The 24,963-nt window shown below is 54.2% G+C and carries 26 protein-coding genes and 1 pseudogene; 20 read left to right on the top strand and 7 right to left on the bottom strand.

Annotated features, from left to right (window positions below):
• Nucleotides 1-703: 703 nt before the first annotated feature.
• On the bottom strand, nucleotides 704-1,333 hold the full coding sequence (gene cdaS / locus DQX05_RS26990) for a sporulation-specific diadenylate cyclase CdaS (RefSeq protein WP_119796387.1): 630 nt from the start codon (nucleotides 1,331-1,333) through the stop codon (nucleotides 704-706).
• Nucleotides 1,334-1,561: 228 nt separating this feature from the next.
• Between cdaS and DQX05_RS26985 the strand changes: the two genes are divergently transcribed.
• The 7 genes from DQX05_RS26985 to DQX05_RS26960 all read left to right on the top strand — a co-directional run bounded on the left by DQX05_RS26985 (nucleotide 1,562) and on the right by DQX05_RS26960 (nucleotide 4,822).
• Nucleotides 1,562-2,299, top strand: a complete 738-nt coding sequence (locus DQX05_RS26985; RefSeq protein ID WP_119796386.1) for an RNA polymerase sigma factor — start codon at nucleotides 1,562-1,564, stop codon at nucleotides 2,297-2,299.
• Between the two features lie 16 nt (nucleotides 2,300-2,315).
• On the top strand, nucleotides 2,316-2,891 hold the full coding sequence (clpP, locus tag DQX05_RS26980) for an ATP-dependent Clp endopeptidase proteolytic subunit ClpP (protein WP_087440088.1): 576 nt from the start codon (nucleotides 2,316-2,318) through the stop codon (nucleotides 2,889-2,891).
• Nucleotides 2,892-2,913: 22 nt separating this feature from the next.
• Nucleotides 2,914-3,072: a hypothetical protein gene (locus tag DQX05_RS31170; RefSeq protein WP_182914922.1), complete on the top strand. Its 159-nt coding sequence runs from the start codon at nucleotides 2,914-2,916 to the stop codon at nucleotides 3,070-3,072.
• Between the two features lie 73 nt (nucleotides 3,073-3,145).
• Nucleotides 3,146-3,619 carry a protein phosphatase 2C domain-containing protein gene (locus tag DQX05_RS26970; protein ID WP_119796384.1) on the top strand — a complete coding sequence of 158 codons (474 nt, stop codon included), beginning with the start codon at nucleotides 3,146-3,148 and terminating at the stop codon, nucleotides 3,617-3,619.
• The gene (locus tag DQX05_RS26965; protein WP_119796383.1) at nucleotides 3,600-3,989 is read left to right on the top strand and encodes a hypothetical protein; all 390 of its coding nucleotides are present in this window, start codon (nucleotides 3,600-3,602) and stop codon (nucleotides 3,987-3,989) included. Before DQX05_RS26970 ends, DQX05_RS26965 begins: the two co-directional genes overlap by 20 nt.
• Nucleotides 3,990-4,034: 45 nt before the next feature.
• Nucleotides 4,035-4,172: a hypothetical protein gene (locus DQX05_RS31165; RefSeq protein ID WP_182914921.1), complete on the top strand. Its 138-nt coding sequence runs from the start codon at nucleotides 4,035-4,037 to the stop codon at nucleotides 4,170-4,172.
• Nucleotides 4,173-4,339: 167 nt separating this feature from the next.
• Nucleotides 4,340-4,822: a C40 family peptidase gene (locus DQX05_RS26960; RefSeq protein ID WP_182914920.1), complete on the top strand. Its 483-nt coding sequence runs from the start codon at nucleotides 4,340-4,342 to the stop codon at nucleotides 4,820-4,822.
• Nucleotides 4,823-4,879: 57 nt separating this feature from the next.
• Here DQX05_RS26960 and DQX05_RS26955 read toward each other — a convergent pair whose 3' ends face one another.
• The gene (locus tag DQX05_RS26955; RefSeq protein WP_119796382.1) at nucleotides 4,880-6,316 is read right to left on the bottom strand and encodes a sensor histidine kinase; all 1,437 of its coding nucleotides are present in this window, start codon (nucleotides 6,314-6,316) and stop codon (nucleotides 4,880-4,882) included.
• Between the two features lie 57 nt (nucleotides 6,317-6,373).
• A complete protein-coding gene (locus DQX05_RS26950) occupies nucleotides 6,374-7,057 on the bottom strand; it encodes a response regulator transcription factor (protein WP_119796393.1) in 684 nt (227 codons plus the stop codon).
• 286 nt (nucleotides 7,058-7,343) lie between these two features.
• Between DQX05_RS26950 and DQX05_RS26945 the strand changes: the two are divergent.
• Nucleotides 7,344-8,494: pseudogene (locus DQX05_RS26945) on the top strand (AI-2E family transporter).
• Between the two features lie 86 nt (nucleotides 8,495-8,580).
• Here DQX05_RS26945 and DQX05_RS26940 read toward each other — a convergent pair.
• Complete coding sequence (locus DQX05_RS26940; RefSeq protein ID WP_119796392.1) at nucleotides 8,581-9,330, bottom strand: divergent polysaccharide deacetylase family protein; 750 nt, start codon at nucleotides 9,328-9,330, stop codon at nucleotides 8,581-8,583.
• A gap of 212 nt (nucleotides 9,331-9,542) precedes the next feature.
• Here DQX05_RS26940 and DQX05_RS26935 point away from each other — a divergent pair, with 212 nt between their 5' ends.
• The 4 genes from DQX05_RS26935 to DQX05_RS26920 all read left to right on the top strand — a co-directional run bounded on the left by DQX05_RS26935 (nucleotide 9,543) and on the right by DQX05_RS26920 (nucleotide 14,230).
• Nucleotides 9,543-10,682 carry an amidase domain-containing protein gene (locus DQX05_RS26935; protein ID WP_119796381.1) on the top strand — a complete coding sequence of 380 codons (1,140 nt, stop codon included), beginning with the start codon at nucleotides 9,543-9,545 and terminating at the stop codon, nucleotides 10,680-10,682.
• A gap of 83 nt (nucleotides 10,683-10,765) precedes the next feature.
• A complete protein-coding gene (locus tag DQX05_RS26930; protein ID WP_182914919.1) occupies nucleotides 10,766-12,250 on the top strand; it encodes an oligosaccharide flippase family protein in 1,485 nt (494 codons plus the stop codon).
• A gap of 160 nt (nucleotides 12,251-12,410) precedes the next feature.
• Nucleotides 12,411-13,133 carry an ABC transporter ATP-binding protein gene (locus DQX05_RS26925; RefSeq protein ID WP_119796379.1) on the top strand — a complete coding sequence of 241 codons (723 nt, stop codon included), beginning with the start codon at nucleotides 12,411-12,413 and terminating at the stop codon, nucleotides 13,131-13,133.
• Nucleotides 13,130-14,230: an ABC transporter permease gene (locus DQX05_RS26920; protein ID WP_119796378.1), complete on the top strand. Its 1,101-nt coding sequence runs from the start codon at nucleotides 13,130-13,132 to the stop codon at nucleotides 14,228-14,230. Before DQX05_RS26925 ends, DQX05_RS26920 begins: the two co-directional genes overlap by 4 nt.
• Nucleotides 14,231-14,290: 60 nt before the next feature.
• Here DQX05_RS26920 and DQX05_RS26915 read toward each other — a convergent pair whose 3' ends face one another.
• Entirely contained in the window at nucleotides 14,291-14,941 is a 651-nt protein-coding gene (locus DQX05_RS26915; RefSeq protein ID WP_119796377.1) for a TetR/AcrR family transcriptional regulator, read from the bottom strand.
• A 1,540-nt stretch (nucleotides 14,942-16,481) separates the two neighbouring features.
• Nucleotides 16,482-17,795 (bottom strand): hemolysin family protein, encoded by a 1,314-nt coding sequence (locus DQX05_RS26910; protein WP_182914918.1) that lies wholly within the window; start codon nucleotides 17,793-17,795, stop codon nucleotides 16,482-16,484.
• A 235-nt stretch (nucleotides 17,796-18,030) separates the two neighbouring features.
• Between DQX05_RS26910 and DQX05_RS26905 the strand changes: the two genes are divergently transcribed.
• From DQX05_RS26905 to DQX05_RS26885, 5 genes are all read left to right on the top strand, one after another.
• The gene (locus DQX05_RS26905; protein ID WP_119796376.1) at nucleotides 18,031-18,789 is read left to right on the top strand and encodes a DUF1836 domain-containing protein; all 759 of its coding nucleotides are present in this window, start codon (nucleotides 18,031-18,033) and stop codon (nucleotides 18,787-18,789) included.
• 194 nt (nucleotides 18,790-18,983) lie between these two features.
• Nucleotides 18,984-19,094, top strand: a complete 111-nt coding sequence (locus DQX05_RS32610; protein WP_119796375.1) for a dihydroorotate dehydrogenase — start codon at nucleotides 18,984-18,986, stop codon at nucleotides 19,092-19,094.
• A gap of 503 nt (nucleotides 19,095-19,597) precedes the next feature.
• Nucleotides 19,598-20,434: a TrmB family transcriptional regulator gene (locus DQX05_RS26895; RefSeq protein ID WP_119796374.1), complete on the top strand. Its 837-nt coding sequence runs from the start codon at nucleotides 19,598-19,600 to the stop codon at nucleotides 20,432-20,434.
• Nucleotides 20,431-21,153 carry an AzlC family ABC transporter permease gene (locus DQX05_RS26890; protein WP_119796373.1) on the top strand — a complete coding sequence of 241 codons (723 nt, stop codon included), beginning with the start codon at nucleotides 20,431-20,433 and terminating at the stop codon, nucleotides 21,151-21,153. Before DQX05_RS26895 ends, DQX05_RS26890 begins: the two co-directional genes overlap by 4 nt.
• Complete coding sequence (locus tag DQX05_RS26885) at nucleotides 21,144-21,467, top strand: AzlD domain-containing protein (RefSeq protein WP_119796372.1); 324 nt, start codon at nucleotides 21,144-21,146, stop codon at nucleotides 21,465-21,467. The genes DQX05_RS26890 and DQX05_RS26885 overlap by 10 nt, the downstream gene beginning before the upstream one ends.
• 44 nt (nucleotides 21,468-21,511) lie before the next feature.
• Here DQX05_RS26885 and DQX05_RS26880 read toward each other — a convergent pair whose 3' ends face one another.
• Nucleotides 21,512-22,285, bottom strand: coding sequence for a MerR family transcriptional regulator (locus tag DQX05_RS26880; protein WP_119796371.1), 774 nt, complete (start codon nucleotides 22,283-22,285; stop codon nucleotides 21,512-21,514).
• A gap of 183 nt (nucleotides 22,286-22,468) precedes the next feature.
• Here DQX05_RS26880 and DQX05_RS26875 point away from each other — a divergent pair, with 183 nt between their 5' ends.
• From DQX05_RS26875 to DQX05_RS26865, 3 genes are all read left to right on the top strand, one after another.
• Nucleotides 22,469-22,918, top strand: a complete 450-nt coding sequence (locus DQX05_RS26875; RefSeq protein ID WP_259392252.1) for a MarR family winged helix-turn-helix transcriptional regulator — start codon at nucleotides 22,469-22,471, stop codon at nucleotides 22,916-22,918.
• 15 nt (nucleotides 22,919-22,933) lie between these two features.
• The gene (locus tag DQX05_RS26870) at nucleotides 22,934-24,127 is read left to right on the top strand and encodes an MFS transporter (RefSeq protein ID WP_119796370.1); all 1,194 of its coding nucleotides are present in this window, start codon (nucleotides 22,934-22,936) and stop codon (nucleotides 24,125-24,127) included.
• Nucleotides 24,128-24,310: 183 nt separating this feature from the next.
• Nucleotides 24,311-24,955, top strand: a complete 645-nt coding sequence (locus tag DQX05_RS26865; RefSeq protein WP_119796369.1) for a pentapeptide repeat-containing protein — start codon at nucleotides 24,311-24,313, stop codon at nucleotides 24,953-24,955.
• Nucleotides 24,956-24,963 lie beyond the last annotated feature (8 nt).

Below are 24,963 nucleotides of genomic sequence, written 5' to 3'. Positions count from 1 at the left end.
TGCTTCTCACTGATTCTCGCTGTACCTCGCTGACTGCTGATTGATTCTCGCTGTACCTCGCTGATCCTGACTGACTGCTGATTGATTCTCGCTGTACCTCGCTGCTCCTCGCTGACTGCTGATTGATTCTCGCTGTATCTCTCTGCTCCTCACTGACTGCTGATTGATTCTCGCTGTATCTCGCTGCTCCTCACTGACTGCTCCTTGATTCTCGCTGTACCTCGCTGATCCTAACTGACTGCTCCTTGATTCTCGCTGTATCTCGCTGATCTCGCCCGACTTTCCGAAAATGCTGCAAATATACAGTTTTCCTTTACGGTGGTTACTCCATTTACAGGCATTCCTGCAAAAACGCAGGAATTTCAGCCATGTTAATGGTATGAAAGCAAAAATCAGAGAAATTGATGCGCTTTTGCAGGAATTTCATCTAAAATCGGCTTAAACAGGGAAAAATCCTGCGTTTAGGCAGGATTTCGTGGCCTGATCCATTTTCCGGCGTGTTGGCTGCCGCCGTCTTTCCTTCATTTTCCGGCGTGTTGGCTGCCGCACTCTTTCAACCATTTTGGCGACGCGTTGGCACCCGCCCTCTTTCATCTATTTCCGCCGCGTTGCCCGTGCCATCTTCTCCTACTTCCCGCATCCGCTGCTTTTCCGCCTTGCCCCTCGACATTTTTAGTAACCTAGGGGACACCCCGTTGTGCTACTAGGCATCCCCCGCCGGGATAAGCGAGGAGATAGGATACAGCCGCCCGCCCAGTGCGAATGACGCGGTGCCCGATTCTTCGGAGACGACAAGCACGAGCGCATCGCTGCGCTCGCTCAGGCCGGCTGCGGCCCGGTGGCGCGTGCCGAATTTGGAGCCAGGAGGGATCGACATGGAGAGCGGCAATATATTGCCCGCCGACAGTATCTCGTTGGCGCGGATAACGACGGCACCGTCATGAAGCGGGCTGCCCGAGATGAAAATGGATTCGAGCAGCGAGTGAGTCAAGGTCGCGCCGATCGGCGTCCCGGGCTGGATCAGATGGTCTAGCGGGTCCTGACGCTGCACGACGATCAACGCCCCGAGTCTTCGCTGGGACAAATGATGAATGCTCAGCGTCAGCTCGGCGTAGTTGTCGGTGTAGGGAGACAAATAACAGTTCAAATAGAACGAAGCCGCCGTCGATTCAAGCGCGAGAATGCTTTTGCGGAACTGCTCGAACTGTCCTAGCATGCAGTTGTCCGATTTATCGAAGACTTCCAGGCTCTGCCGGATATCATCGGAGAGCTGCTTGAGCTGCTCCTTCAATTGCTGCTTGACGATGGATAGATCGCAATTTTCCGTCTCCATGCTCCTAGCTCCTTGTCTTGCCGATTTTCTGGTTACTGTTAATGTAAACCTTCTGGAAGCTCCTTATGCAGAAAAGTTCATCTTAGCCAACCGGTTACGGCTGCCCGCCGATTTCCAACCAAGCTCATGATGTGATAATTTTATTCTAAATGATGCGTATCCTTTTTGACCGTTCGGCCGTTTACGTAGTGTAACACGACAGGAATTAGCAAAGGAGGGCCCCATTCCATGGCCTTTGTGAAATCCGATCTGACCTCTTCTGCGAGCGAGGCGCATGATGCTATCCTGGAGGCGCTGCCTTCGCTGCGGAAATATTGCATGTTCCTGACCGGCTCGCCATGGGATGCGGAGGATCTGGTGCAGGATGCCTGCCTCAAGGCGATCCCCGTATTCCGGCGCCCGGGCGGCAAGCCGCTTCAGACGGAAGCGTATTTGCTGCGGACGGCGAAGCATGCCTGGATCGATCGCATTCGTAAAGATAGAACCGCGCAGCGGCTTCAGTTGATGCAGCCACTGGAGGATCTGATCGAAGTCCCGGATCCCGATGCCGGCATGGAGCTGGAAGCCGCCATGTCTTGGCTGCTTGTATATTTGTCGCCATTGCAGCGGATCGTGCTGCTGCTGAGAGTAGGGCTTGGCTATTCAGCGGCGGAGACGGCGGCCCTGCTCCATACGACGGAAGGGGCGGTTAAGTCTGCGCTGCATCGCGCCCGAACCGTCCTGCGGACCGAGCTCCCGGCGGAGGAGGAGCAGCTTCCTGTCCCCGAAGGGGTGGATGAGAGGCTGCTGAAGGACTATCTGTCCGCCTTCCGGAGCGGAGATGCCGCCCGCATCGTTGACCTGGGGCTGCAGGGCGCAGTCGAGCCCGTCGTCTCTCTGCATGCCGTCATGGGAGGCCGCGTTAGCCGCGGTCAGGGAATGCTTACCAACGGTGCTCGTCCATCTTCTTGGAGGATGGCGGCCTGACGAGAGGAGCATTCGCATGAATTTCATACCATATGTGGTCGAGCAGACCAAGGCGGGAGAACGCAGCTACGATATTTATTCGCGCTTGCTGAAGGACCGGATTGTTATGGTATCCGGAGAGATTGAGGATCAGATGGCCAATTCGATTGTCGCGCAGCTGCTGTTCCTGGCAGCGGAGGATCCGGATAAGGACATTCAGATGTATATCAATAGTCCGGGCGGCTCGGTGACGGCTGGATTCTCCATCTACGATACGATGCAGTTCATCAAGCCGGACGTGTCCACCATATGCATCGGCATGGCTGCCAGCTTCGGGGCGATGCTGCTGACGGGCGGCGCGAAGGGCAAGCGGATGTCGCTGGCCAACAGCGAAGTGATGATTCACCAGCCGCTCGGCGGGGTGCGCGGTCAGGCGTCCGATATCCAGATCCATGCGGAGTGGATACTAAGCACGCGGCGGAAGGTGAACCGGATTTTGTCCGGGCATACCGGCCAGCCGATTGAGCGGATCGAGCAGGATACGGATCGCGATCGCTTCATGGATGCGAAGGAAGCGCTCGCGTACGGGATTATCGACAAGATCATTGCTTAGCGGATTGCAGGCGGTGAAGCCCTTGGAACCGGTCTGGAGACGGCAGTCTCCGCCGCACCGGTGGGCCGGGGGCTTTGCTGTGGCCTTAGCTGCGGGCTTTGACGCAGGCGTTGTTGCCGCGGCCGGTAATCCGCGGGCCAGAGGTGAGCAGGCCTTGCGAGAGCAGGAGAAGGAAGTATGACGGAGAAGATTGGTAAGCACGGAGATGTCGATAACATCTAGGACTATATTGTTCATGGGAGTGGAGTTCAGCGATGCAAACTTGTCATCTGCAAGGCAGTGGAGTATGGAATGAAGACGCCCTCGTCCTTAACGAGCGGAGTCAGGTGTACGGGGTGGTCGACGGAGCCACATCTCTTGGCGGTTACCGGGACGAATCCGGTTATACGGGCGGGTATACCGCCGCGCAGCTGCTCGCTGCCCACGCGATGGAGGCAGCGGACGGCATGCCGCTGGAACAGATGGTGATGCAGGCGAATGCTGCGCTGCGGGAGCAAATGGGGGAGGCCGGGATCGATGCGGCCGACAAGGCGCAGCTGTGGAGCGCGGCGTTCGCGTTGTTCCGCGTGCGGGAAGACTGGATTGAATATGTTCAGGCCGGCGACTGCATGCTCTTCGCCAAATATGAAGACGGCACCTACCGGCGGCTGACGCATGATCAGGTAGCGCCGTTCCGATCGCGCGCTTCTGCACAAGCGTCAGGAGGCGTTGGAGCTGGGCATTCGTGAACCGGCCGAGATTCTTCGTTATCTGCTGCCATTCCAGCGTGAGAACCGATTCAGAGCGAATGCGCGCGGCGGCTACGCCGTCTTGAACGGAGATCCGGAATTGGAGCGCCGCATGGAGGCGGGACGCATCAGCCGCTCCGGGCTGACGGCGATCTATGCGGTCACGGACGGGTTCTTCCACGGCATGGACGCAGAGAAGCAGGAAGACGTATGGACACCGATGCTGGAGGCGATCGACCGCCAAGGTCTGGAAGCTTATGCGAAGCGGTTGATCGAGAGGGAGCAGGCGGATTCGGACTGCTCCGCCTGCCCGCGGCTGAAAATATCCGATGACAAGTCAGGCATCGTATGGACAAGCCCGCAGCCGTGAACGCTCATGTTAAGAAAAATATGAGGGAAAAATGAGAGAGCCTGTATGTACATGTACGGCAACCGTCCGGCATACCGGATCGGGTCCGCAATAACCGCGCTTGTAGCGCTGCAGCGCGGCTGCAAGCACACGACGACCGCCAGAATCATTCTGGCGGTTTTGTCATGTCTGGGAGCGGGATGAGCTGTCAAGAGGGGGTTTATGAGAAAAGTCTAATCGGTTTCTCATCGGACGGCGCAAACATAACGGGCATCGATTACATTTCACTATTAGGAAAATAATGGCTAAATTTTTTGTGTTATGTTGGTTTCAGGTGATTTGCCTAACCCGATTTGAAGGAGGATATTTCATTGAAACCAGCCAAGTTCGGTAAGATCCTGATTAGTGTCAGCTTGAGCGTCTCATTTCTGATGTCAGCGAGCGTCATGATGCCGCTGCAGCCGGTGAGTGCGGCCACTGCAACCACGAGCAGCGCCAAAGCGAAAAGCATCATTGCGACCGGAAAAAAATATATGGGCGTACCCTATAAGTTCGGAGCGAAATCCGGCATAACGAGCGCATTTGACTGCTCTTCATTCGTTCAATATGTATACAAGAAGCATGGCATCAATCTGCCGCGCACTTCGAAGCAGCAATCGAAGGTCGGCACGAAGGTAAGCAAGAGCCAGATGAAGCCGGGAGATCTGGTGTTCTTCTACTCTCCGGTTCATCATGTCGCCATTTACATTGGAGACGGGAAAATCCTGCATACTTACGGCAAACCGGGCGTCACAATCTCCAGCCTCGACGGAAATTGGGGTAAGCGCATCACAGGGATTCGCCGCGTCCTGTAATCGGACAAGCTATGATAAGGCCCCCTGAAGATACGAGTCTCGTATCTTTAGGAGGCCTTATTGCGTGCTCGGGACGCTGCGCGGAGCGGGAGGCAGGCATACCTTGAAGGTGCTTCCTTCGCCAAGGCGGCTCTCGACCGTGATGCTGCCTTGGTGATTATTCACCAGTTGCTTGGCAATTGATAACCCGAGGCCGGTGCCTCCGGTTGCCCGGGAGCGGGCTTTGTCCACCCGGTAGAACCGATCGAAGATGTTGCCGATCTCATCGTCAGGAATTCCGATTCCGGAATCGGCGACAGAGAAGCATACGCGTTCCTGGTTCCGCACCACCTCCACCCGAATCAAGCCTCCGGGATTCGTGTAGCGGATGGCATTCTCGATCAGGATGATCGCGACTTGACGGAGCTGGTCCTCGTCACCGAGCACGAAGGCTTCCTTGTCCAGATTGACGTGGAGTGTGATGCCGCGATCCTCGGTCCAGAGCTGACGGATGGCTTGGTGGATCGTATCGGAGAGATCGATCCGCTCCTGGCTCGGTGTGATGCTGCCCGTCCGGGCCAGCGTAAGCAGCTGCGAGATGAGGCGCTGCATGCGTTCACTCTCCTGATCCAAAGCTTCGATCGACCGGTTCAGAACATCCGGGTTGCTCGTTCCCCACCGCTTCAACAGCTTGACATACCCCCGAAAGGCGGTCAGGGGGGTGCGGAGCTCGTGGGAAGCGTCCGAGACGAAATTTTTCTCCCTCTCGACCTGCTCTCCCAACTGCACGAGCATATGATTGAGCGTGCGGGCCAGATCGTACAGCTCCCGCGGCGTATCCGGCACCGGAATTCGATGCTTGAGATCCGGATGATCCTGAATGCGCCGGACGGCGTTCGTGATGGCGAACAACGGGGCCAGATTTCTCTTCGTAACATGGTAGAGCCATAACGATCCGACGGTGGAGCTGATCAGTCCGGTGATGAACAGCACTTGGGCCATAATCTGAAGGAGGCGCTCGACATTGTTCAATTGAACGCGAATATGAATGATGCCTTCTCCGCCGCCCAACGGATTCCAGACGAGCTGATCCCGGAAGAACAGGCCGCCCTTCGCGTTCCACTTTAACGTATCGACCACCCAACTCAGCTTCACTTCCTGCTGATTCGTATCATACGCCTCGTACCAGCCCCGGGATTGGGCAAGGACACGGCCGGACGCATCGATAACCTGGACGTAGTAATTCGCATGATCGGGATAGAGCATCTCATCCAGAATCTCTTGATACTGCTTATCTGCGGGCGTCTCCAGCGTATCGATTAATTTGAGCTCGACCGCGGTCAGCTCCCGGCGCGTATCCTGAATAACGGTATGGCTGACGGTACCCATAATGAAGAGCCCAATCCAGATGATGACCCCAAGCAAGCTCAGCACGTATGACAAGGTCGTGCGGAACATTAAAGTATCCGGCAGCAAAGAAACGAATTTGGGGGTGCGGGAAAAGAAAGACTTCATCGGAATGACCTCCCCTTACAACGACGCTTGCCTAGTCTGAACCGGCAGAGCATCCGCTTACGATGAGCGCAACACATAGCCGACCCCGCGCACAGTGTGAATAAGCTTCGGCTTGTACGTTCGATCCAGCTTGTTGCGAAGGTAGCGGATATAGACGTCGACCACATTCGTCTCGCCGGCGAAATCATAGCCCCAGACGTCGGACAGGAGCTGCTCCCTGCTGATGACTTCGCCTTGGTGCTCCATCAAGTAGAGAAGCAGGTCAAATTCCCGCTGCGTCAGATCGATCTGTTCGCCTTCGCGCGACACCCGTCTTTTTTTCACATCGATCGACAAGCTGTCCACTTGATATACTTCCGGCGATGCGGCATGCCATGACGGATTTTGCCGGCGCAATACGGTCCGGATGCGCGCCAGTAGCTCCTCGATCTCGAACGGCTTCGTAATGTAATCATCGGCCCCGGTGTCGAGGCCGGCGATTTTGTCGCCGATATAATCCCGGGCGGTAAGCAGAATGATAGGCACGTCGCTCGTCTTGCGGATGCGCCGGCACACTTCCAAGCCGTTCAGGCGCGGAATCATCCAATCCAGAAGGATCAGATTCCATTCCTGCTGCCTGAAATAGTCGAGCGCCTGCTCGCCGTCCTGCGCCACCGTCACATCGTAGCCCTCATGCTGCAGCTCAAGCTGAAGGAACTCGGATACATTATGTTCATCTTCCACGAGCAGAATCGATGTCATGGCATCACCACATTTCCCCTGTTTGCCCTTATTATGTCCGGACCTCCGCCAATCATGCCGAGCCGGGCCGCTGAGATGATCGATACGGCTGCGGAAGCCCCGCTTGGACAGAGCGGGGATGCTAATCCTTAGGAGGCGGGCGGAATACATAAATGGGGGGCGATCTCCAGGCAAGAGCAGAGTTAGGATTCGCGAAATCATTATGCTACAATGAGAAAAAAGTCAATACTGAACCAATGATGTGGAGTGGAGAAGGGGGAATGCATATGGATCAACCTCAACCTCAATCGAGGATGAGCAAGTTCAAACTGTTTTTTTAAACAACCGCTTCGTTCTGTTTTTGCTGATTCTGCTGCTGATCGGCCTCAATATCTTTCTGCTGACGAAAATTTCGTTCATCTTCCATCCGCTGCTTGTCTTGATCAAGACCGTCCTGCTGCCGGTCATTTTGGCGGGTGTATTATATTATTTGCTGAACCCGATCGTAGATTATTTGCAGGAAATAGGAGTGAAGCGGGTCTTTACGATCCTAGTGCTCTACCTCATCATATTGGGACTTTTTACGATAATCGTCTTGGCGGTAGTTCCGGTCATCCGCCATCAGGTGATGGAGCTGGTCTCGAACTTCCCTGCCTTCGCCGCCCATATCGAGAGGCTGTTGACCGACTTAATTGGCAGTGATTATATTCAGCGCTTCCAGCAGACCATCGATTTCGATACGGCGAAGCTGTTCAATACGATAACGGAGCGCGCCACCAGCTTGTTGAATAATACATGGTCGAGCATTGGAGGCTTCGTCGGAGCCGTGACGGAGACGATTCTCGCCTTGGTGATCGTGCCGTTCATTCTGTTCTACCTGCTGAAGGATGGAAAGAAGCTCCCTGCTTATATCCTGGGGTTCGTACCGACGGCGCTGCGCAAGCAGACCGGGCAAGTGATGACGGAGATGAATCATCAGATCAGCTCTTATATCCGGGGGCAAATTATTATCAGCTGCTGCATCGGGATGCTTCTCTATATTGGCTATCTTATTATCGGTCTTGATTATTCGCTTATCCTGGCCATTATCGCGGCCTGCACGAGCATCGTTCCTTATCTGGGGCCAGCGATCGCGATAACGCCGGCGCTCATAGTGGCGCTTGTCACTTCGCCGATAATCTGCTGAAAATGATCGTGGTCTGGACGGTCGTCCAGTTGATCGAAGGCAAGTTCATTTCCCCGCAAATCATGGGCAAGACGCTGCGGATTCACCCCATCACGATTATCTTCGTCATCCTGACGGCGGCAAATCTGTTCGGCATCGTCGGCATCATCCTGGCCGTGCCTGGATATGCGGTGATGAAGGTCGCAGCCACGCATCTGTTCCGCTGGTTCCAAGCCCGGTCGCATCTGTACGACGGGCCGCCTGCAGGAACGGATCCAACGCTTAAGGGGTAGCCGTTCACGATACGGCGCAGCCGTGCGCGGACCAAAGGTAGACCAGTTCGCAGGATTGCAACTGGTCTACGGGCCGCAGGCGAAGGCTATGGATGCGGGATGGCGGGAATGGATGGCGGAAGGACCTCCGATACTTTTTTGAATGTAATCTGTTCCTGGCTCATCTGGAGCATCTGCTCCTTCACGATGGCTGCCGTAATATGCCCCGCGCTTCCGACATGTCCAATCGCAATACATACATTATGGTTTTTCAGATGCTGCCCCATCAGCATGAACTGCTTCTTAATCGCCGATGATTTATGAATATCGTCGAGGAAGATATGGTTCTCTATCGAGGGGATATTCACCTCTTTTGCCACTTTGGACACGACGCTCCGATAATTGGTATGGCTATCCAGGAAATAAATGCCCCGTTCCTTGCACACTTCCAATATGACCCGCATCACTCTCGGCTCCACCGTCACTTTGGAACCCATATGATTGTTCATCCCGACCGCATGGGGTACATTGTCGATCGCGGCATGCACCCGCTTGCGAATCTCGTCTTCACTTAAATCCGTCGTAATCGCTCCCGGTCCGAGCCACGCTTTTTTGCCTGCCAGCGCCTCCATCGGCATGTGCAAGATGACTTCGTGACCGGCCGCATGCGCCCGCTCCGCGTCGCTCTTCGTATGCTTCAAAAAAGGCATCACAGCGGCGGTAACCTTGAAGGGCAGGTCCATAACCTCCTGCGTGCCGCGGCTGTTATTGCCGAAATCATCGATTACGATGACAGCCGTTTTCTCGGGTCCGGCCCCCGCCGTTCCGGGCAGCAGACAGACAATGAGCGCCAGCATGATGAGGTACCGGAAGCCTGACTTCACTAATGGGTGTCGTATCATTTGCTCACACATCCTATCCATGCATTCCTTTCTAGGTTGCGTACGCGAAGGAATTTCACTCTGTTATTTTTTCACAGCATCAAGACAACGGGTATGGAGACCTTAATAGCAGTGCAAGCTGCGTTCATCCCTTTATGATGTGGAAATACTGCCAAGGAGATGCAAAAATGATAAGGAAAACGTTGTTCATCATGCTGTCGCTATGCTGCATATGGATCACGGCGGTAGCGGAGGCTGCTTCTTCCGTAGACAAGGATGAAGAGGTCACCGGTTACATCCAGCAGTTGTTCAAGGACAGGACGAATTTTTTGATTCATCAAGAGGAACAGGCGATTCGCCATCATTATGCCGCTTCCAGAAGCAGCCGGCACGCGCTCCGTCATGAAGTTGAGCGCTCCGCCTACATTCATGCATGGGCCGAACGGAGAGGGCTGCAATTCATTAATGCCCATAGCGATGTCCGGGTCATTCGGGCCAAGGTTAGGGGAAATAAGGCAACTGCTTCCGTCGTGGAATCTCTGCGGCTCGATTATATCTATACGCACACCGCCGTTCGGCCCCAGTCGTTCGGTATCGGTACACGCCATGCCATGACGCTGATCAAGGAGGATGGGAAGTGGAAGCTGCTGCGGGAATGGTATCTGGACCCGCTGGAGGAGAACCCGAAGCTGATTCCCGAATCCGACGATATGATGCTGCGGCCGCAGCCGAAGCAGTCCTCCAACCATTCCGAACAGCCCTCCACGCAATCGGACACGAAGCGGAAGCCGAGATATAACCGGCAGAAGGCTGTCGAATATGCCAATAAATATGCCGGTGCGGCCTGGGGGGCCGGCAACAAGCACCGCTATAATCCGAAATATCGGGATTACACCGGCCTGGGCGGCGACTGCACCAACTTTGCTTCCCAGTGCATCGGCGATGCGGAAGAAGGCGGAGGCTTGAAGATGAGAGGCGGCTGGCATTATTTTTTGTTCAACGGGGGATCCCGCACGTGGGTTCAAACCGATGCCTTTAAAAATTTTCTGCTGCACAGCGGATATGGCCAGTTGATCGCCAAAGGCAAGTTCCCCGATGTCGTCAAGCCGTCCGAGAGGCATCCGGCAGGAGCTATCGCGAAGCTGCAGCCCGGGGATCTGATCGGTTATGAGATGAAAGGCGACGTGGATCATTTCTCGGTCGTCGTCGGATTCGATGATTTCGGCTATCCGCTGGTCAACTCGCATACCGCCGATCGCTACCGCGTTCCCTTCGATTTGGGTTGGGATCGGTATACGAGCTACTGGCTGATCCACATCCGCGATTAACACAAACTGCTGTCTCTTGAACATAACCCGGCCCGTCCAATCATACAATGGGAGGACAAGATCGGAATGGTCGGGTGATGGAAATGAAGTTGCCAGTCATGAATCCGGCTGCACTGCGGGCAGGGGCTATCCTCGTGGGGAAGGTCATTGGCCTCGTGGGGAGGGCAACGCTGACCCGCATTGTTGGCGCCGAGGGAGTCGGGTTATACCAGATTGCCTATTCATGCTATGGTATTTTTCTTATGATCATTACAGGAGGGCTGCCGACGGCATTGGCATTATTTACCGCCAAGCATCCGGCCAGAGGTTGGGGCGCTTTTCGCACGCTGTCTCTGATCGTCGCGCTTGCTGGGGCCGCGGCCAGCCTCCTGATGTACATGCAGTCGGATACGATTGCCATCCTTCTCGGGAATCCGGATGTGGAAGCCGCTATCCGCTGTCTGGCGCCTGCTTTGTTGGCCGTTCCGCTGCTGCAGCTGCTGCGGGGGTATATGCAGGGGTCAGAGCGGTACGGGGCCATCTCCTTTTCCGAGATAGCGGAACAGGCCGTTCGGATCGGGATATTGATTGTGCTTGTCCTTATGTTCGCATCCGAAGGAACTTCCATCGCGCTGGGGGCCGGATTGACAGGAACGACGATTGGCGCGCTGGCCGCCTTCCTGCTGCTCACGGCCTGTCTCGCGATAAGACGGTCCTTCCCCGCCGGCTTCATCGAACCTCATCCGCCGCTTCGGGGCCAAGTCCGCTCGATTGTCCATGCTTCGATGGCGATCGGCTTCACGAGGCTGTTAATGCCGGCCTCGGACTTCATTGATTCGCTGCTCATACCGCGCCGGCTTCAGACGGCAGGATATACGCTCTCGGAAGCGACCTCGATCTACGGCGTCATTACGGGAATGGCGGTCATCGTTGCTTATATGCCGACGATCGTGACGGCCGCCATCTCTTACACGATGACGATGAAGCTGGCCTCCTACTACCAGCAGGGGGAGTTGCGTTCTTATCAATTGATGGTGCGGAGAATGCTTCAGCTCTGCTGGACATGGGGCTTGTTAAGCGGAATGTTCCTGTTATTGTTCGCGGATCCATTGGCGCATTGGTTGTTCCATACCCCCGAGGCGGCCGATCCGATTCGGTATTTCGCGGTTCTCCCGCTTGTCGTCGGGCTTCGCGAGCTGACGACGAGTATTCTATGGACGCAAGAACGCAAAAATGTTCCGTTCATGGGCCTGTTGAACGGAATTGCCTTCTCGACGGCTCTGCTGTTCTTCCTGCTGGCCATAACCGGATTCGGATATGAGGCGGCGTCGATTGGCATTCTGGCGATGGAAGTCATCGCGGTGCTCATCAATCTATATGCGCTCCATCGCATGCGGGCCAATCTGTTCGCCTGGAGATGGATCGGGTGGGAAGTGGTTTTTTGCGTCCTAAGTCTAATCTTGTTCTTATTCGCACTTCCGTCTGATCTCGAGTCGGCATCGTTCTGGCAAGCGGCTGGTTATATGCTGATCTATTGGCTCGGAGCGGGGAGCGTCCTCCTCGTTCGGGCGAAGTCATTCATGCAATGAGTGCAATTACGATGAGCGTCTCCAGTGGAAGCGGGAGACGCTCTTTTGCTTCGTTCCGGCTGACCGTTCAAACGAAATCACGGATTTACATAAGGACTAAAGCTGGTATAATGAAAATGAGTAAACACTCACTCACATTTTGGCGAGGATGGTGAATCCTTTGAGTAACGTAATTACCGTCCAACAAGTAAGCAAGCGATATGGCAAGAAGGTCATTCTATCAGACGTGGATTTGACCGTGTCTGAAGGGGAGATCTATGGGTTGATCGGGCCGTCGGGGGCGGGCAAGACCACTTTGGTGAAGCTGATCGTCGGCATGGATTCGGCCTCGCAGGGGGAGATCGAGTTGGGGGGCGTGAGGATACCGAATCTCGGGATGCTGCAGCGCATCGGATATATGGCCCAGTCGGATGCACTTTACCCGGAACTGACGGGAGAAGAGAATCTTGATTTTTTCGCCTCTCTGTTCGGACTATCCAAAAAGAAACGGTCGGAACGGATTGCTTATGCGGCTGATCTGGTTAAGCTCACTCCTCATCTGTCCCAAAAAGTGATGGCGTATTCCGGGGGCATGAAGCGCCGGCTGTCACTGGCGATTGCGCTCGTTCACGATCCGCAGGTACTCGTGCTCGATGAACCAACGGTCGGTATTGATCCGGAGCTGCGCTTATCCATCTGGAATGAGTTGTATCGGCTGAAGGAGGAGGGCAAATCGATATTGGTGACGACGCATGTAATGGATGAGGCGGAAAAATGCGACCGGTTGGCGATGATGAGGGAAGGGCGCTTGCTGACCCAAGGCTCGCCTGCCGAATTGAAGCGCCGATTCGGCATTCAAAGCTTGGAGGAAATATTTATTAAGGCAGGGGGAATGGACGCATGAGAATGGCAGCCCTGGTCAGGCGAATCGGCCAGCAGATGATGCGCGACAAACGAACCCTGGCGCTCATGATGGTGGCGCCCCTGCTTATTTTGACGCTCGTTCACTTCCTGTTCGCGAGCGATTCCGCCGCGAATCCGAAGCTTGCGGTAATCGGCGCAGATGAAGCGACGGTAGAGGCGTTGCGGGAGAAGGAGATCGAACCGATCGCTTATCCTGGCGGAACCGAAGCGAAGAAGCTTCTGGCTGAGGAGGATCTCGACGGCGTGCTGCAGTGGGAAGGGGAGGAGGGCGCCCTTACGCTGCGGAATGAGGATCCGGCCTCTGCCCAAGCGCTGCAGATGAAGGTGATGCAGACGCTTGCGGCTCAGGCTGCCAAGCAGCAGGCAGAACGGCTGGCTCATCTGCTGCCAGGAAAGGTTGTGCTTCCGGCAGGGAACTCACTCGATGCGGCGGAGCCGAAGCTTGCAATCGATTATATGCATGGCAATGCAGACACGTCGTTCTTTGATGTGTTAAGTCCGATTCTCGTCGGTTTCTTTGTCTTCTTCTTCGTCTTCCTCATCTCGGGGATCGCCCTGCTGCGGGAACGGACGACCGGAACGCTGGATCGGCTGATGTCGACGCCGGTTCGACGCAGCGAGATTGTATTCGGGTATTTGCTCGGCTACGGGCTGTTCGCCGTTATTCAGACGCTTATCGTCGTCTTTTATTCGGTCAAGGTGCTCGGGATTGTCATGGCGGGCAGTCTCGGGAGCGTCATTATTATTAATTTGCTGCTTGCGCTGGTCGCTTTATCATTAGGGATTTTGCTGTCGGCCTTCGCCAACTCGGAGTTCCAGATGGTGCAGTTCATTCCGCTTGTCGTCGTTCCTCAAGTTTTCTTCGCCGGCATCTTCCCCGTGGACGGCATGGCGGATTGGCTGCAGGCGGTGGCGCGGATCATGCCGATGTATTATGGAGGGAATGCGCTGCAAGCTGTCATGTACAAAGGGATGGGACTGTCTGATATTTACTTCGATCTCGCCGTGCTGCTTGGGTTCGCGCTCGTCTTCATCGTGCTGAACATTGCCGTGCTGCGGAAGTACCGCAAAATATAAAATATAAATGGAATCAAAAGAGCCGCCGCTGATCGTATCTGCGGCGGCTTGCTTGTTGGATCAAGGGGTCAGCGCCTTCATCAGGAAGGAAATCGTGGCTTCCCGTTCCTGCTCGTCATTCCACTCTGCTTGCTCCTTCCCGATAAAGAGAGATCTAGCCAGCACATATCCGATAATGACCGAAGCCGTGAGCCGGATAACCGTGCCGGTCGGCAGCTCGACAAGCTTCCCCTCGGCCTGGAAGCGGCGGATGATCTTCTCGACACGTTCCTTCACTTGGGAGACGATAATCTCCTGCAGTTGGGCCTGCAGATCAGGATGGAAGGGAAGCTCCTGCAGCACAATGCGGACCAGGCTCATATTGTGATGCAAAAAATCGATACGGTTCTCGATGAAGACCCGCAAAAATTGATCGTAGCTCTCATACTCCGTGTCCAGCACGTCCTTGAACTCGCGCAGCACGAACGGGGCAATCAGCTTCACGATGGAAGGGGCCACGATGGAGAGAAGCAAATCCTTCTTCGTCTTGTAATGACGGAAGATTGTGCCTTCCGCCACGCCGGCGCGCTGCGCAATCTCGCTCGTCGAGGATGCCGCAAAGCCCTTTTGCGCAAAAACTTCAATCGCTGCCTTCACGATCCGCTCCTGCTTCTCGGTCATCTTCGCATTGGTATCGGCGTGCAGCAGTTCTTCAATCCATAGCTCGGTCATAGGTTCAATGGCAACTCCTTATTTCCTTCGTTCCGTGTCACGTTACCGTTAGCTTATCACAAAGCAATAGGATTTGTTAAATGCAGAATGGGCTGTCCCAAAAGCCATTCTCTTCTGCCGTGAGACAACTCCGCCCTGCTTCATGCAGCGGGGCTTGCCGAGAAAACTGCCAACAAACAGCATTCCCTTGGAGAGATCCTCCATCACAGGAATTCCTGCAAAACTCAGGCTGTTGAGAAAGGCCAAGGGGTTTTTTGGCACTTCATTTTTTATGTGGTGGATCTCGTCTCTCCGTAGGAAAAATCGACTTAAAACGCTCTGAGCGCCAAGTTTTGGTTAGGTAAATGGACATCTCCACCCCTTCGTAAAAAACAGGGGTTTTACAACGGCCTGAAAACTGCACCAATCCGCCAAAATTGCACGATTTCTCCAGACTGGCCTATTCAGTAAGCGAAATCTGCAAAACTGCACGATTTCTACACCTATTCGGTAAGCGAAATCCTGCGCAACTACAGCAATTCGATATGGACGACTTTACCAGAAAGGGAATCCTGCAAAACTGCAGGAATTTCACCCGTTTCGCTTCGACTTGAAGCAAAAGGGCCTAAAATGATGTAGATTTGCAGCAATTCCTCGGGATGTGGACTCATTGAGCCGAAATTCCTGTAAAATAGCAGCAATTCCCTCCACACGTTCAAGCCCCAGGAGGCAACGATGCCTCCAGAAGGCAATGATGCTTCCTGAAGGCGATGATGCCCCCAGGATCCGACGCGGTCTCTTGGATCCCGTAAAATCAGGCCGTTGAGAAGTCCACGGGGATTTTCGCCACTTCATTTGTTATGTGGTGGATCTCGTCTCTCAGTAGGAAAAATCGACTTAAAACGCTCTGAGCGCCAAGTTTTGGTTAGGTAAATGGACATCTCCACCCCTTCGTAAAAAACAGGGGTTTTACAACGGCCTGAAAACTGCACCAATCCGCAAAACTGCACGATCTCCAGACACGCCTATTCGGTAAGCGAAATCTGCAAAATTGCACGATTTCTCCAGACACGCCTATTGAGTAAGCGAAATCCTGCGCAAATACAGCAATTTGATCTGGACGACTTTACCAGAAAGGGAAGCCTGCAAAACTGCAGGAATTGAAGCCAGGTAAGCGGATAGAAAGCAAAAATCGGCGAAAATGATGCACCTTTTCCAGCATTGGCATCAGATAGCAGCTGAACTAGTGAAAATTCCTGCATCTGTGCAGGATTCGTCAAGCACTATTCTAAAAATGTAAAACAATGGGAAAATTATAAACAACAGAGGATTCAGACGCTTCCTGCTTCGAGGCCTGTCAAAAGTCAGCCTCGAGGTCGGGCGGCTCAAACTCTGCTCAAGCGGGCAGTGATGAAGAAAAAAGGTCGACCAGGGGAACGAATGGAAACCCTAACTCGACCTTTTCTTTGAATTTTGCGGCCATCCTACAGCAGTAAAAAAGTACTTATGGGACAGCCTCGATTCTAGCGCCAGCCGCCATGCTCATGGCCGCTGGCATCTATTATTCCACTGCGGGTACTTCCGCTTTGTCCTCGACAATCACTTCAATCTGGCGAATGCGGTTCTTGCTCATCTCGCGGATAATCATGCGGACATGCTCATAATGCAATTCCTTGCCCCGGTGCAGCTCGGTGAAATGATTGAACACCCAGCCTCCGAACGAGTCCACTTCCGTATTGTCGATCTCGAGTCCGGTCAAATGACAGAACTCGTGCAGCGGCACAAGGCCGTCGAGCAGGTAGCATCCTTCATCCAGCACTTCAATTTCCGGGCGTTCATTGGTATCGAACTCGTCCCGAATTTCGCCGACAATTTCTTCCAATATATCTTCTATCGTAATAATCCCCGATGTCCCGCCGTATTCATCCACGAGCAAGGCCATATGCATATTTTCCTGCTGCATCCGTGTCAGCAACGTCTTCACCGGTATGGCCTCAGGCACGGTAAGAATCGGGTGAATCAAGGTTCGGAAATCAAATTCCTTCTCTCTATCATACTCCAAGAACAGCTGCTTCGTGTTCATCATGCCGATGATATTATCTTTGGAGCCGGTCGCGACCGGGAAGCGGGTGTACTGTTCCTTGCGGATAATCTCCAGATTCTGCTCCAACGAATAGTTGGTATAGAGGCAGGTCATATCCGTTCGCGGCACCATAATCTCCTTCGCCAGCAGCTCATCGAAGGCGAAGATGCGGTTCACATAGCCGTATTCGGCATTATTGATCTTACCGCTCTGCAGGCTCTCGGAGAGGATAATCTGAATCTCTTCCTGAGTATGAGCTTCCTCATGCTCGCTGACCGACTTCAGCCCGAAGGTCCGGACCAGCAGGTTCGCAGAGCCGTTAAGGAGCCAGATGAATGGGTACATTAATTTGTAAAAGAATATGATTGGCTTCGCTGCCAGCAAGGTGATCGCTTCGGCCTTCTGAATGGCCAGCGTCTTCGGCGCGAGCTCTCCGACCACAACGTGGAGGAAGGTAACGGACACAAATGCGATGGCATAGGACAACACATGGCTGACATTGCTGCTAATATTCAAATCCGTCAACCATGGGAGCAGCATCGCTTTTACGGTCGGCTCGCCCAGCATCCCGAGTCCTAACGCCGTAATCGTAATTCCCAACTGACAGGCTGAGAGATATCCATCCATGTTGCTTGTGACTTGCTGAACGGCGAGCGCTTTCTTGTGGCCTTCCAGCACGAGTTGATCAACTCTGCTGGAGCGCAGCTTCACGATAGCGAACTCGGTTGCAACGAAGAACGCAGTCAGCATAATCAATACGGCAATCATGAATAGATTCAATCCTATACCCATATAATCTTGTCTCATCCCTTTATAAATAGTTTTAAGTTCTTATGAACTAATTTTACGAACTTTACCTTGGATGTACAACTGGCGGCAGGGCTCAATTTGAGGGAATCGGTCCGGTTTATGCCTATTGAGGACCGTGTGGAAGGCCATTCCCTTTGTTTTTCGCCTCTTTACAAGCAATTTCGAACAGTGCTATATTAGGTTCATATGAACTTTTGAAATGCAAGGAGGGGAGCAGATGGAGTCTTTCAAGCTGACTCGCAAAGAAATGTCATCTCTATTGCTCTCGCTGCAAGGAATGCAGCGCCAGTCGCCGTTGGCCATTCTTCAGGTCGCCTGGTCGAATACTCACGGTAATGCGGAGGCGGCAGGAGATTCAATGCAGTCGCTCTTGTCGCTGGATATGCCGCATATCATTAGAAAATTGATTCAAGGCCAGACGTTTGCCGGATTCTCGCTGCAGGAAATTGCGGATCTGGGCCATTTGATAGAGCATTCGAATATTTCGATTACATCGATTCAGAATTGGGTGAAGCGCGACTTCAAAGAACTGTTCGCCAGTATTAAGGAGGGGCGCAAATATTCGGTCAATCAAGCGGCGCTAATGTTCATGATCGACGATCTAAAGTGCACGCTTGACTTCGTATCGATTCGCACCTTATTCGATTCCCTGTTCCGCGATCGGAACGGAGGGATCGATCCGATTCAGGTCTATCACGCTTATGCCGGGATGTTCGAGGAATTGGATGCGAACAATGACCAGTTGTTCGACGTGGCCGGACATGCTGCGGCCGGGGGGGCGCAGGATGCGCTCCTGGAGCAGCTCGTCAAGACGACGGCCGAACGCACGGCGCAAGGATGGGCGCTATCCGGGCCCTGCCGGAAGGCAGTCAGCAATTGCCTCGTCATCGCCGTTCTTTCCGTCCAGGCCTCCTATTTGCAGGATATCGCGAAGCGATATTACACCGCCAACGTGTTCCTGCAATTTGAATCGTAGCTTGATCCCGAAGCACGATCGTCGGCAAGGACAGCAAAGCGGCGCTCGCATCCTTCAGGATAGGGGCGCCGCTTGCTTTTTGCCGAAGCTGGAAGCGATAGAGCCTATTTATTTTCTGTATAGGATATAGCCAAGTCACAATGAGGGCCACTTCAATATGATGAGTATGAACCTAGCGAAAGGAGGATGCTCAAATGGGTGAAGTTGGAGGCTTCTCGTGTGGATGTGGTGGCTTTACGTCGATTGGTGTAATCTTGGTATTGTTCATTCTTCTTGTCATCGTTTCTCGTGCGTTCATCTTCTAGATATAGCTGAATGGAAAATTTCCCACTGTGTCTGCGCTCCTAGATGACTTTCATCGTAAGCCCTGCTTCTTCAGCAGGGCTATTTTGAATTCTGCTGTAGGTGATATGAGCAACACATGGGATATAGGTCGTCTTATATCATGCCCTGCGGATGCTGCAGGGCTGTTTTTTGTCCCCTGTATTTACGACCGCTTTTGCCAATCGCATTTTTCTCTTCATGTGTATTACATCGTATTCCTATTCCACATCGTTTGAATGGGGATAGCTATGGAGAGAGGATTGAATGTTATAACAGATAAGGTTTTTGCTCTCGGTCAAAGTACCGGGAGAGACCATTGACAGGAAGAGGAAGCGGCATTATAGTATGTAGTAATCTAACGACGCGGCCTGGCTGGCCGAACACGGTTCGCCCAGTGCGGGGCCGTTTTTCTTTACCCGCTTAATAGTAGTTAGAGATATAACTCCGTAGAGGAGACCAGATGCATCAAGAAGGGATGTGCCCCATGGAGGACGTGTTCAAGGAGTTACAGAAGCTCGGCTTTTCTCCGTATGAGTGCAAAGCCTATATTGGACTGTTGAAGGTTCACCCCATTACAGGCTATGAGATCAGCAAGCGATCCGGCGTGCCGCGCTCTATGATTTACGAGGTGCTGGGGAAGCTGATGGATAAGGGGGCCGTTCACCTCGTGCCTTCCGATCCGGTCAAATACTCGCCGGTCCCTTCCCGCGAACTGATCGATCGGCTGCGGAATCAGTTTGAGCAATCCTTTTCTTTTCTGGAACAAAAGCTGTCGCTGCTGCAGCGGGAGCGGGACATGGATGTCATCTGGCATATCCGCAGTGATGAACTGGTGCTGAATGAAATGGCGGATATGATCGGAAGGGCGGAGGACGAGCTGTGGCTGTCCGTCTGGGAGCCGCAGGTGCCTGTCGTTCAAGAAGCGGTGGAGACGCATCTGCGGGAAGGGGTCCAGGTGTTTTCCGTGCTCTTCGGCGCGCCGGAGGACCGCATCGGGACGACCTTCCATCATGATTATATGCCGCCGGAGGTCGTCAAGGATCGGGCCGGAGGGCGCTTGACCATCGTGTCCCGCGACGGTGAGGAGGTGCTTATCGCGAACTTCTCCGGCGACGCTGCCTCTTGGGCGGTTCGGACGCATGACCCGGTGCTCGTCCTGGTGGCGACGGAGTATATCCGGCATGACATCATGATTGAAGAGATAACGGCCGTGGTCGGGGCGGAGAAGCTGGATGCGCTGTGGCGGAATCATCCTGCGCTCTACCATGTCGTCACCGGACAACGATATGAGGAGCAAAAGCGGACAGAGGAGGAACCATGAACCAACAATATATGAATGCTCCGGCGGCAAGAAATGAACCGTTTTTGCTGGGAGTGAAGGACTGCCTTCCCACGGTATTGGGATATCTGAGCATTGGCTTCGCAGCCGGGGTGGTGGAGAAAACGGCTGGCATGTCTTTAGCCGAGATCGCGCTGCTGTCAATATTTCTGTATGCCGGCTCCGCCCAATTCATCGTGGCCGGCATGCTCGCCTCGGGAAGCCCCGCGTTTGCCATTATTTTTACTGTGTTTTTTGTCAATTTACGCCATCTGTTAATGAGCGCGGCGATGTCTCCTTATTTCCGTCATCTGCCCGCCTGGAAAAATATTCTGATCGGCTCCCAGTTGACCGATGAGACCTTCGGCGTTGCTGTTACGAAGCTGACGGGGCGGACGCAGGGGAGCTACCGGTGGATGCTCGGACTGAATGTGACCGCCTATCTCAATTGGCTCGTCGCCAATCTGGCCGGCGGGGTATTCGGACACTGGATCGACTCGCCGGAGAAGTACGGGTTGGATTTTGCCCTGCCAGCGATGTTCATCGGCCTGTTCATGCTGCAGTGGCTGGAACGGTCCAAGTTCAGGGTAGATTTGGCGGTCGCAGGCTGCGCCGTGGCGGCAGCCATTGCCGGGACGATGTTCCTGTCCAAGAGCGCCGGTGTCTTAATTGCTATTATTATCGCGGCAAGCGTAGGAGTGTGGATGGAAAAATGGAAGTAAGATGGAGCTTTCTCATGATGCTGGCGGGAGCGGCGCTCGTTACCTTGATACCGCGGGTGCTGCCGCTTATCGTCCTGAGCAAGAAGCCGCTGCCGGAATGGGGGCAGAACTGGCTGAGCCACATACCGATCGCGGTGATGTCGGCCCTTCTCGCTCAGGAGCTGTTCGTCGGCAGCGAAGGCGGCTTCCTGCTGCCGCTCATTGCTGCGGCGGCCGCATTCGCCGCCGCATACTTCACCCGGAGCTTGCTCATTACGGTCGTTATCGGGATGGCAGTCATTGCGCTGCTCCGCTATGCCGCCTCCGTGCTGTAGCGCTTGGCAGGCGGATGCGGCGAGCGAAGGAGGCCGCTCGCCGCTTAGGAACCCGTCTCCTGCTTCACCTGCTGAACATCTTCGCTGGCGAGATAGAGCTCATACGCCTGCTCGAACAGCTCCAGCAGTTCAGGCTCCAGCGGATACATCCCGACTTGGGCGGATTGCTCCGGGCACTTTCGGATTTCCCACAGTTTATCGAGAAATTCCGCTTCTCCGGGAAAGTCTTCCTCGCTCTTCTCGGCAATTCTTCGAATAATGCGCTGCACCTGGGGCGAAGCCGGTCCGGCATCCATATGCTTGCGGAGCTGTGCGATGAGCCCGAGCCACTCCAGCGAATCGGGATCGCTGCCATCCACTCTTGGCAGCCGCGACATCAGCTTCTGCTCATGCTCCTGGAACAGGAGCTTGCGGTATTTCCTGCGCGTCTCCTGACTTCGTCCGGACAGTTGAATCAACTTCTGAATCGCATTGTCCTTCGCTTCTCCTTCGACAGCCATACTATGAATGAGCTCGCGCAGCTTCATCTCCATCTGCTTAAGCTTCTCCTGCTCCTCTAGCACATAGGCGAGCTGATTGTTCAGACTGACCGACCAATCAAGGTCATGGATGGCGAGCATCTCATCTATCTCCTGCAAGCGGAACCCCATCTGCTTCAAAAATTGGATATGCTTCAATCTCATCAAATCATCATCCGAATAGAGCCGATGTCCGCCGGGTGTCTTGCCTGCCGGATTCAGGAGCCCGATTTGGTCGTAATAGCGGAGCGTCCGGACGGTGATGCCGGTCGTTCTGGTCACATCTTGAATCGGAATCACGATGCTTCCTCCTTACTTGCATAATGTCTCCCCATTATATAAGATAACGCTGCGTCAGTTTCAAGCCCCGCAAAATATATGGCCGGCGGCCGCTGTGGGATATCCATTGACAATTCTAGTTGTTAGGCATATAGTTGTTTAGACAACTATATTGATTCTGATCATCGAAAGGGGACTGCCGGCTTGACAGAAGAGAATCGCCTGTTCCGTTCCATTGGCTTCGTGATGGGTATGACCTATCGCAAGGTGTCGACACTGTTCCAGCATCGCTTGAAGGAGTACGACATCACGCCGGAGCAATGGACCATCCTGTATCAGATTAGCCGGGCCGACGGCTTGATTCAACGAGACATTGCCGAGCGTTCAGGGAAGGATAAGCCGACGACGACGCGGATCCTAGATCATCTGGAAGCGAAGGGATTCGTGTTCAAGACCCTTGGAGAGCATGATCGCCGTTCCTTTCTCGTCCGCACTACAGAGCGGGGAAAGGCGCTGATCGAGCAAACCTCGCCAATCGAGCAGCAAATGATTCATGACATCAAGCAATGTATGTCGGAAGACGAATATGATCTGCTCATCGAGCTTCTTCTCCGCGTCAACAGCCATGTGAATGAATTACCAGACAGAGAATAAGGAGAGAGACACTTGATGAAGGAACCATCAACACCGCTTTGGACAAAATCATTCCTATCATTAACGATTTGTTCGTTTTTATTGTTTTTGAATTTGCAGATGCTGCTGTCTTCCTTTCCCGCGTATGTGAAAAATGAATTCCATGCCGTGGATGTAACCGTCAGCTTAGTCACCAGCGTATTCGCGGCTTCCGCGATCGCGACCCGCTTCATTACCGCCGCGCTCATGCGGAGGATGAAGCGCAGCGTCATCTTGTACATCGGCCTTGCCGCCGCCGCGGTAACGACCGCCATCTATGTCGCGGCCGATTCCGTCGGCTCCCTCCTGCTGATGCGAGTCGGATACGGCATCGGGTTCGGCATGGGCAGCACGATTATCCCGACGATGGTGTCCCAGATCATTCCGCTTCCCCGGATGGGGGAAGGGATCGGGTATTTCGGCTTGTCGACCAGCCTTGCCATGTCCATCGGACCGATGATCGGACTCAATGTCATGAAGCAAGCCGGATTCGGTACGCTGACCATCATCGGGACGGTAACCGTCGCGCTTATCTTTCCGATCCTGCTGCTGACCCGCCCGATCCCTCCGGAACGCAGGCAGCCCCGAGCCGCCGGCGTGTCCCGGCAGAAGCAGTCCTTCCATCCGAAGCTGCTGTTCCCGGCTCTGCTCAATGTCATTCTGTCCGTTACCTATAGCGGGCTGCTCGGCTTCATTGCCCTGTTCGGCGAAGCGGTGCATCTGGAGCAGGTCGGGCTGTTCTTCCTGTTCAATGCTGTCACGATCATCCTTATCCGGCCGATATCCGGCCGGGTCTTCGACAGCAGAGGCCATGCGGCCGTGCTGATCCCGGCGGCTATCTGTGTTATCGCCAGCCTGACGATATTATCGTATACAGCCTCGATCCCGATGCTGATCGTGTCCGCATTGCTGTACGGGCTCGGGTTCGGCGCGATTCAGCCGACGATTCAGGCCTGGATGATCCGGCTCGTGCCGAAGGAGCAATACGGCATGGCGAACAGCATGTTCTACAACGCGACCGATCTCGGGGTCGCTGCCGGAGCGCTTCTGCTCGGGGCGATCTCGGCCGTCACGGGCTATGCCGTCATGTACCGGTATTCCGCCGGCATCATGGTTCTGTTCCTGCTTGTATACGCGATGGTGCAGGCGGCAGCGATGAGACAGCGGAGCAAGGCGGATCTGTCGGCGTAAGCAAACCCATCTGTTATCAGATCTGGCGCTGTTCCGGAAGACGCAGCATGCTTCCGGAGCGGCTTCTTCGCGTGATGCCGGAACAATGAGCCGTTGCGTCAGCGCGGTTCGGCAGACCGCAGTGGTCAACCATCCCGCCCGGCGGTATAGTAAGAAGACAGAGAAAAGTGGAGGCTGGTATGCATGGGTGAGTTGAAAATCGATGCTCCCAAATTGCCGCGGGAGCTGGCTGAACTGCAATTGCCGCACGGCATGCTTTATGATGAAGACGTGTTCCGTGAAGGAATGATCAAGGATTGCGTCATCGAACGGCAGAACGCGGATCGAGTTACCTTCGACAAGGTGGTATTGCGGAATACCGCATTCGCGGAGACCGCTCTGTCGCGAATGGAGATAATAGATGTCGTTCTAGACAGATGCGATTTGTCGAATATTGATTTTAGCGGGGCCATCATTCACCGCGCCGAATTCCGCAATTGCAAGCTTATCGGCATCGACCTGATGGAGGCGACGCTCCGCAATGTGCGGTTCATCGGCTGCAATGCAAGCTATGCGAATTTCCGGTTCGCGAATATGAAGCAGGTTCAGTTTCAGGAGTGCTTGCTCGTTCATGCGGATTTATACAGCTCGAGCGTTCTGCAGACGCAATTCGAGAACTGCGATCTCGATCAAGCGCAATTGTCCGGCACGACGCTGGCCGGCATCGATCTGAGCGCGTGCACGTTCACGGCGCTGGGCGCCGGTCTGGACGACTTGCAGGGCTGCATCATCTCCCCGGAGCAAGCCGCTGTCTTCGCCGCCCAGTTCGGCCTGAAGATTAAGGAGTAGCGGGGTAA

This window comes from Paenibacillus thiaminolyticus, from assembly GCF_003591545.1.
GTDB lineage: Bacteria > Bacillota > Bacilli > Paenibacillales > Paenibacillaceae > Paenibacillus_B > Paenibacillus_B thiaminolyticus_A.
This window is presented reverse-complemented; position numbering and strand designations above follow the sequence as displayed.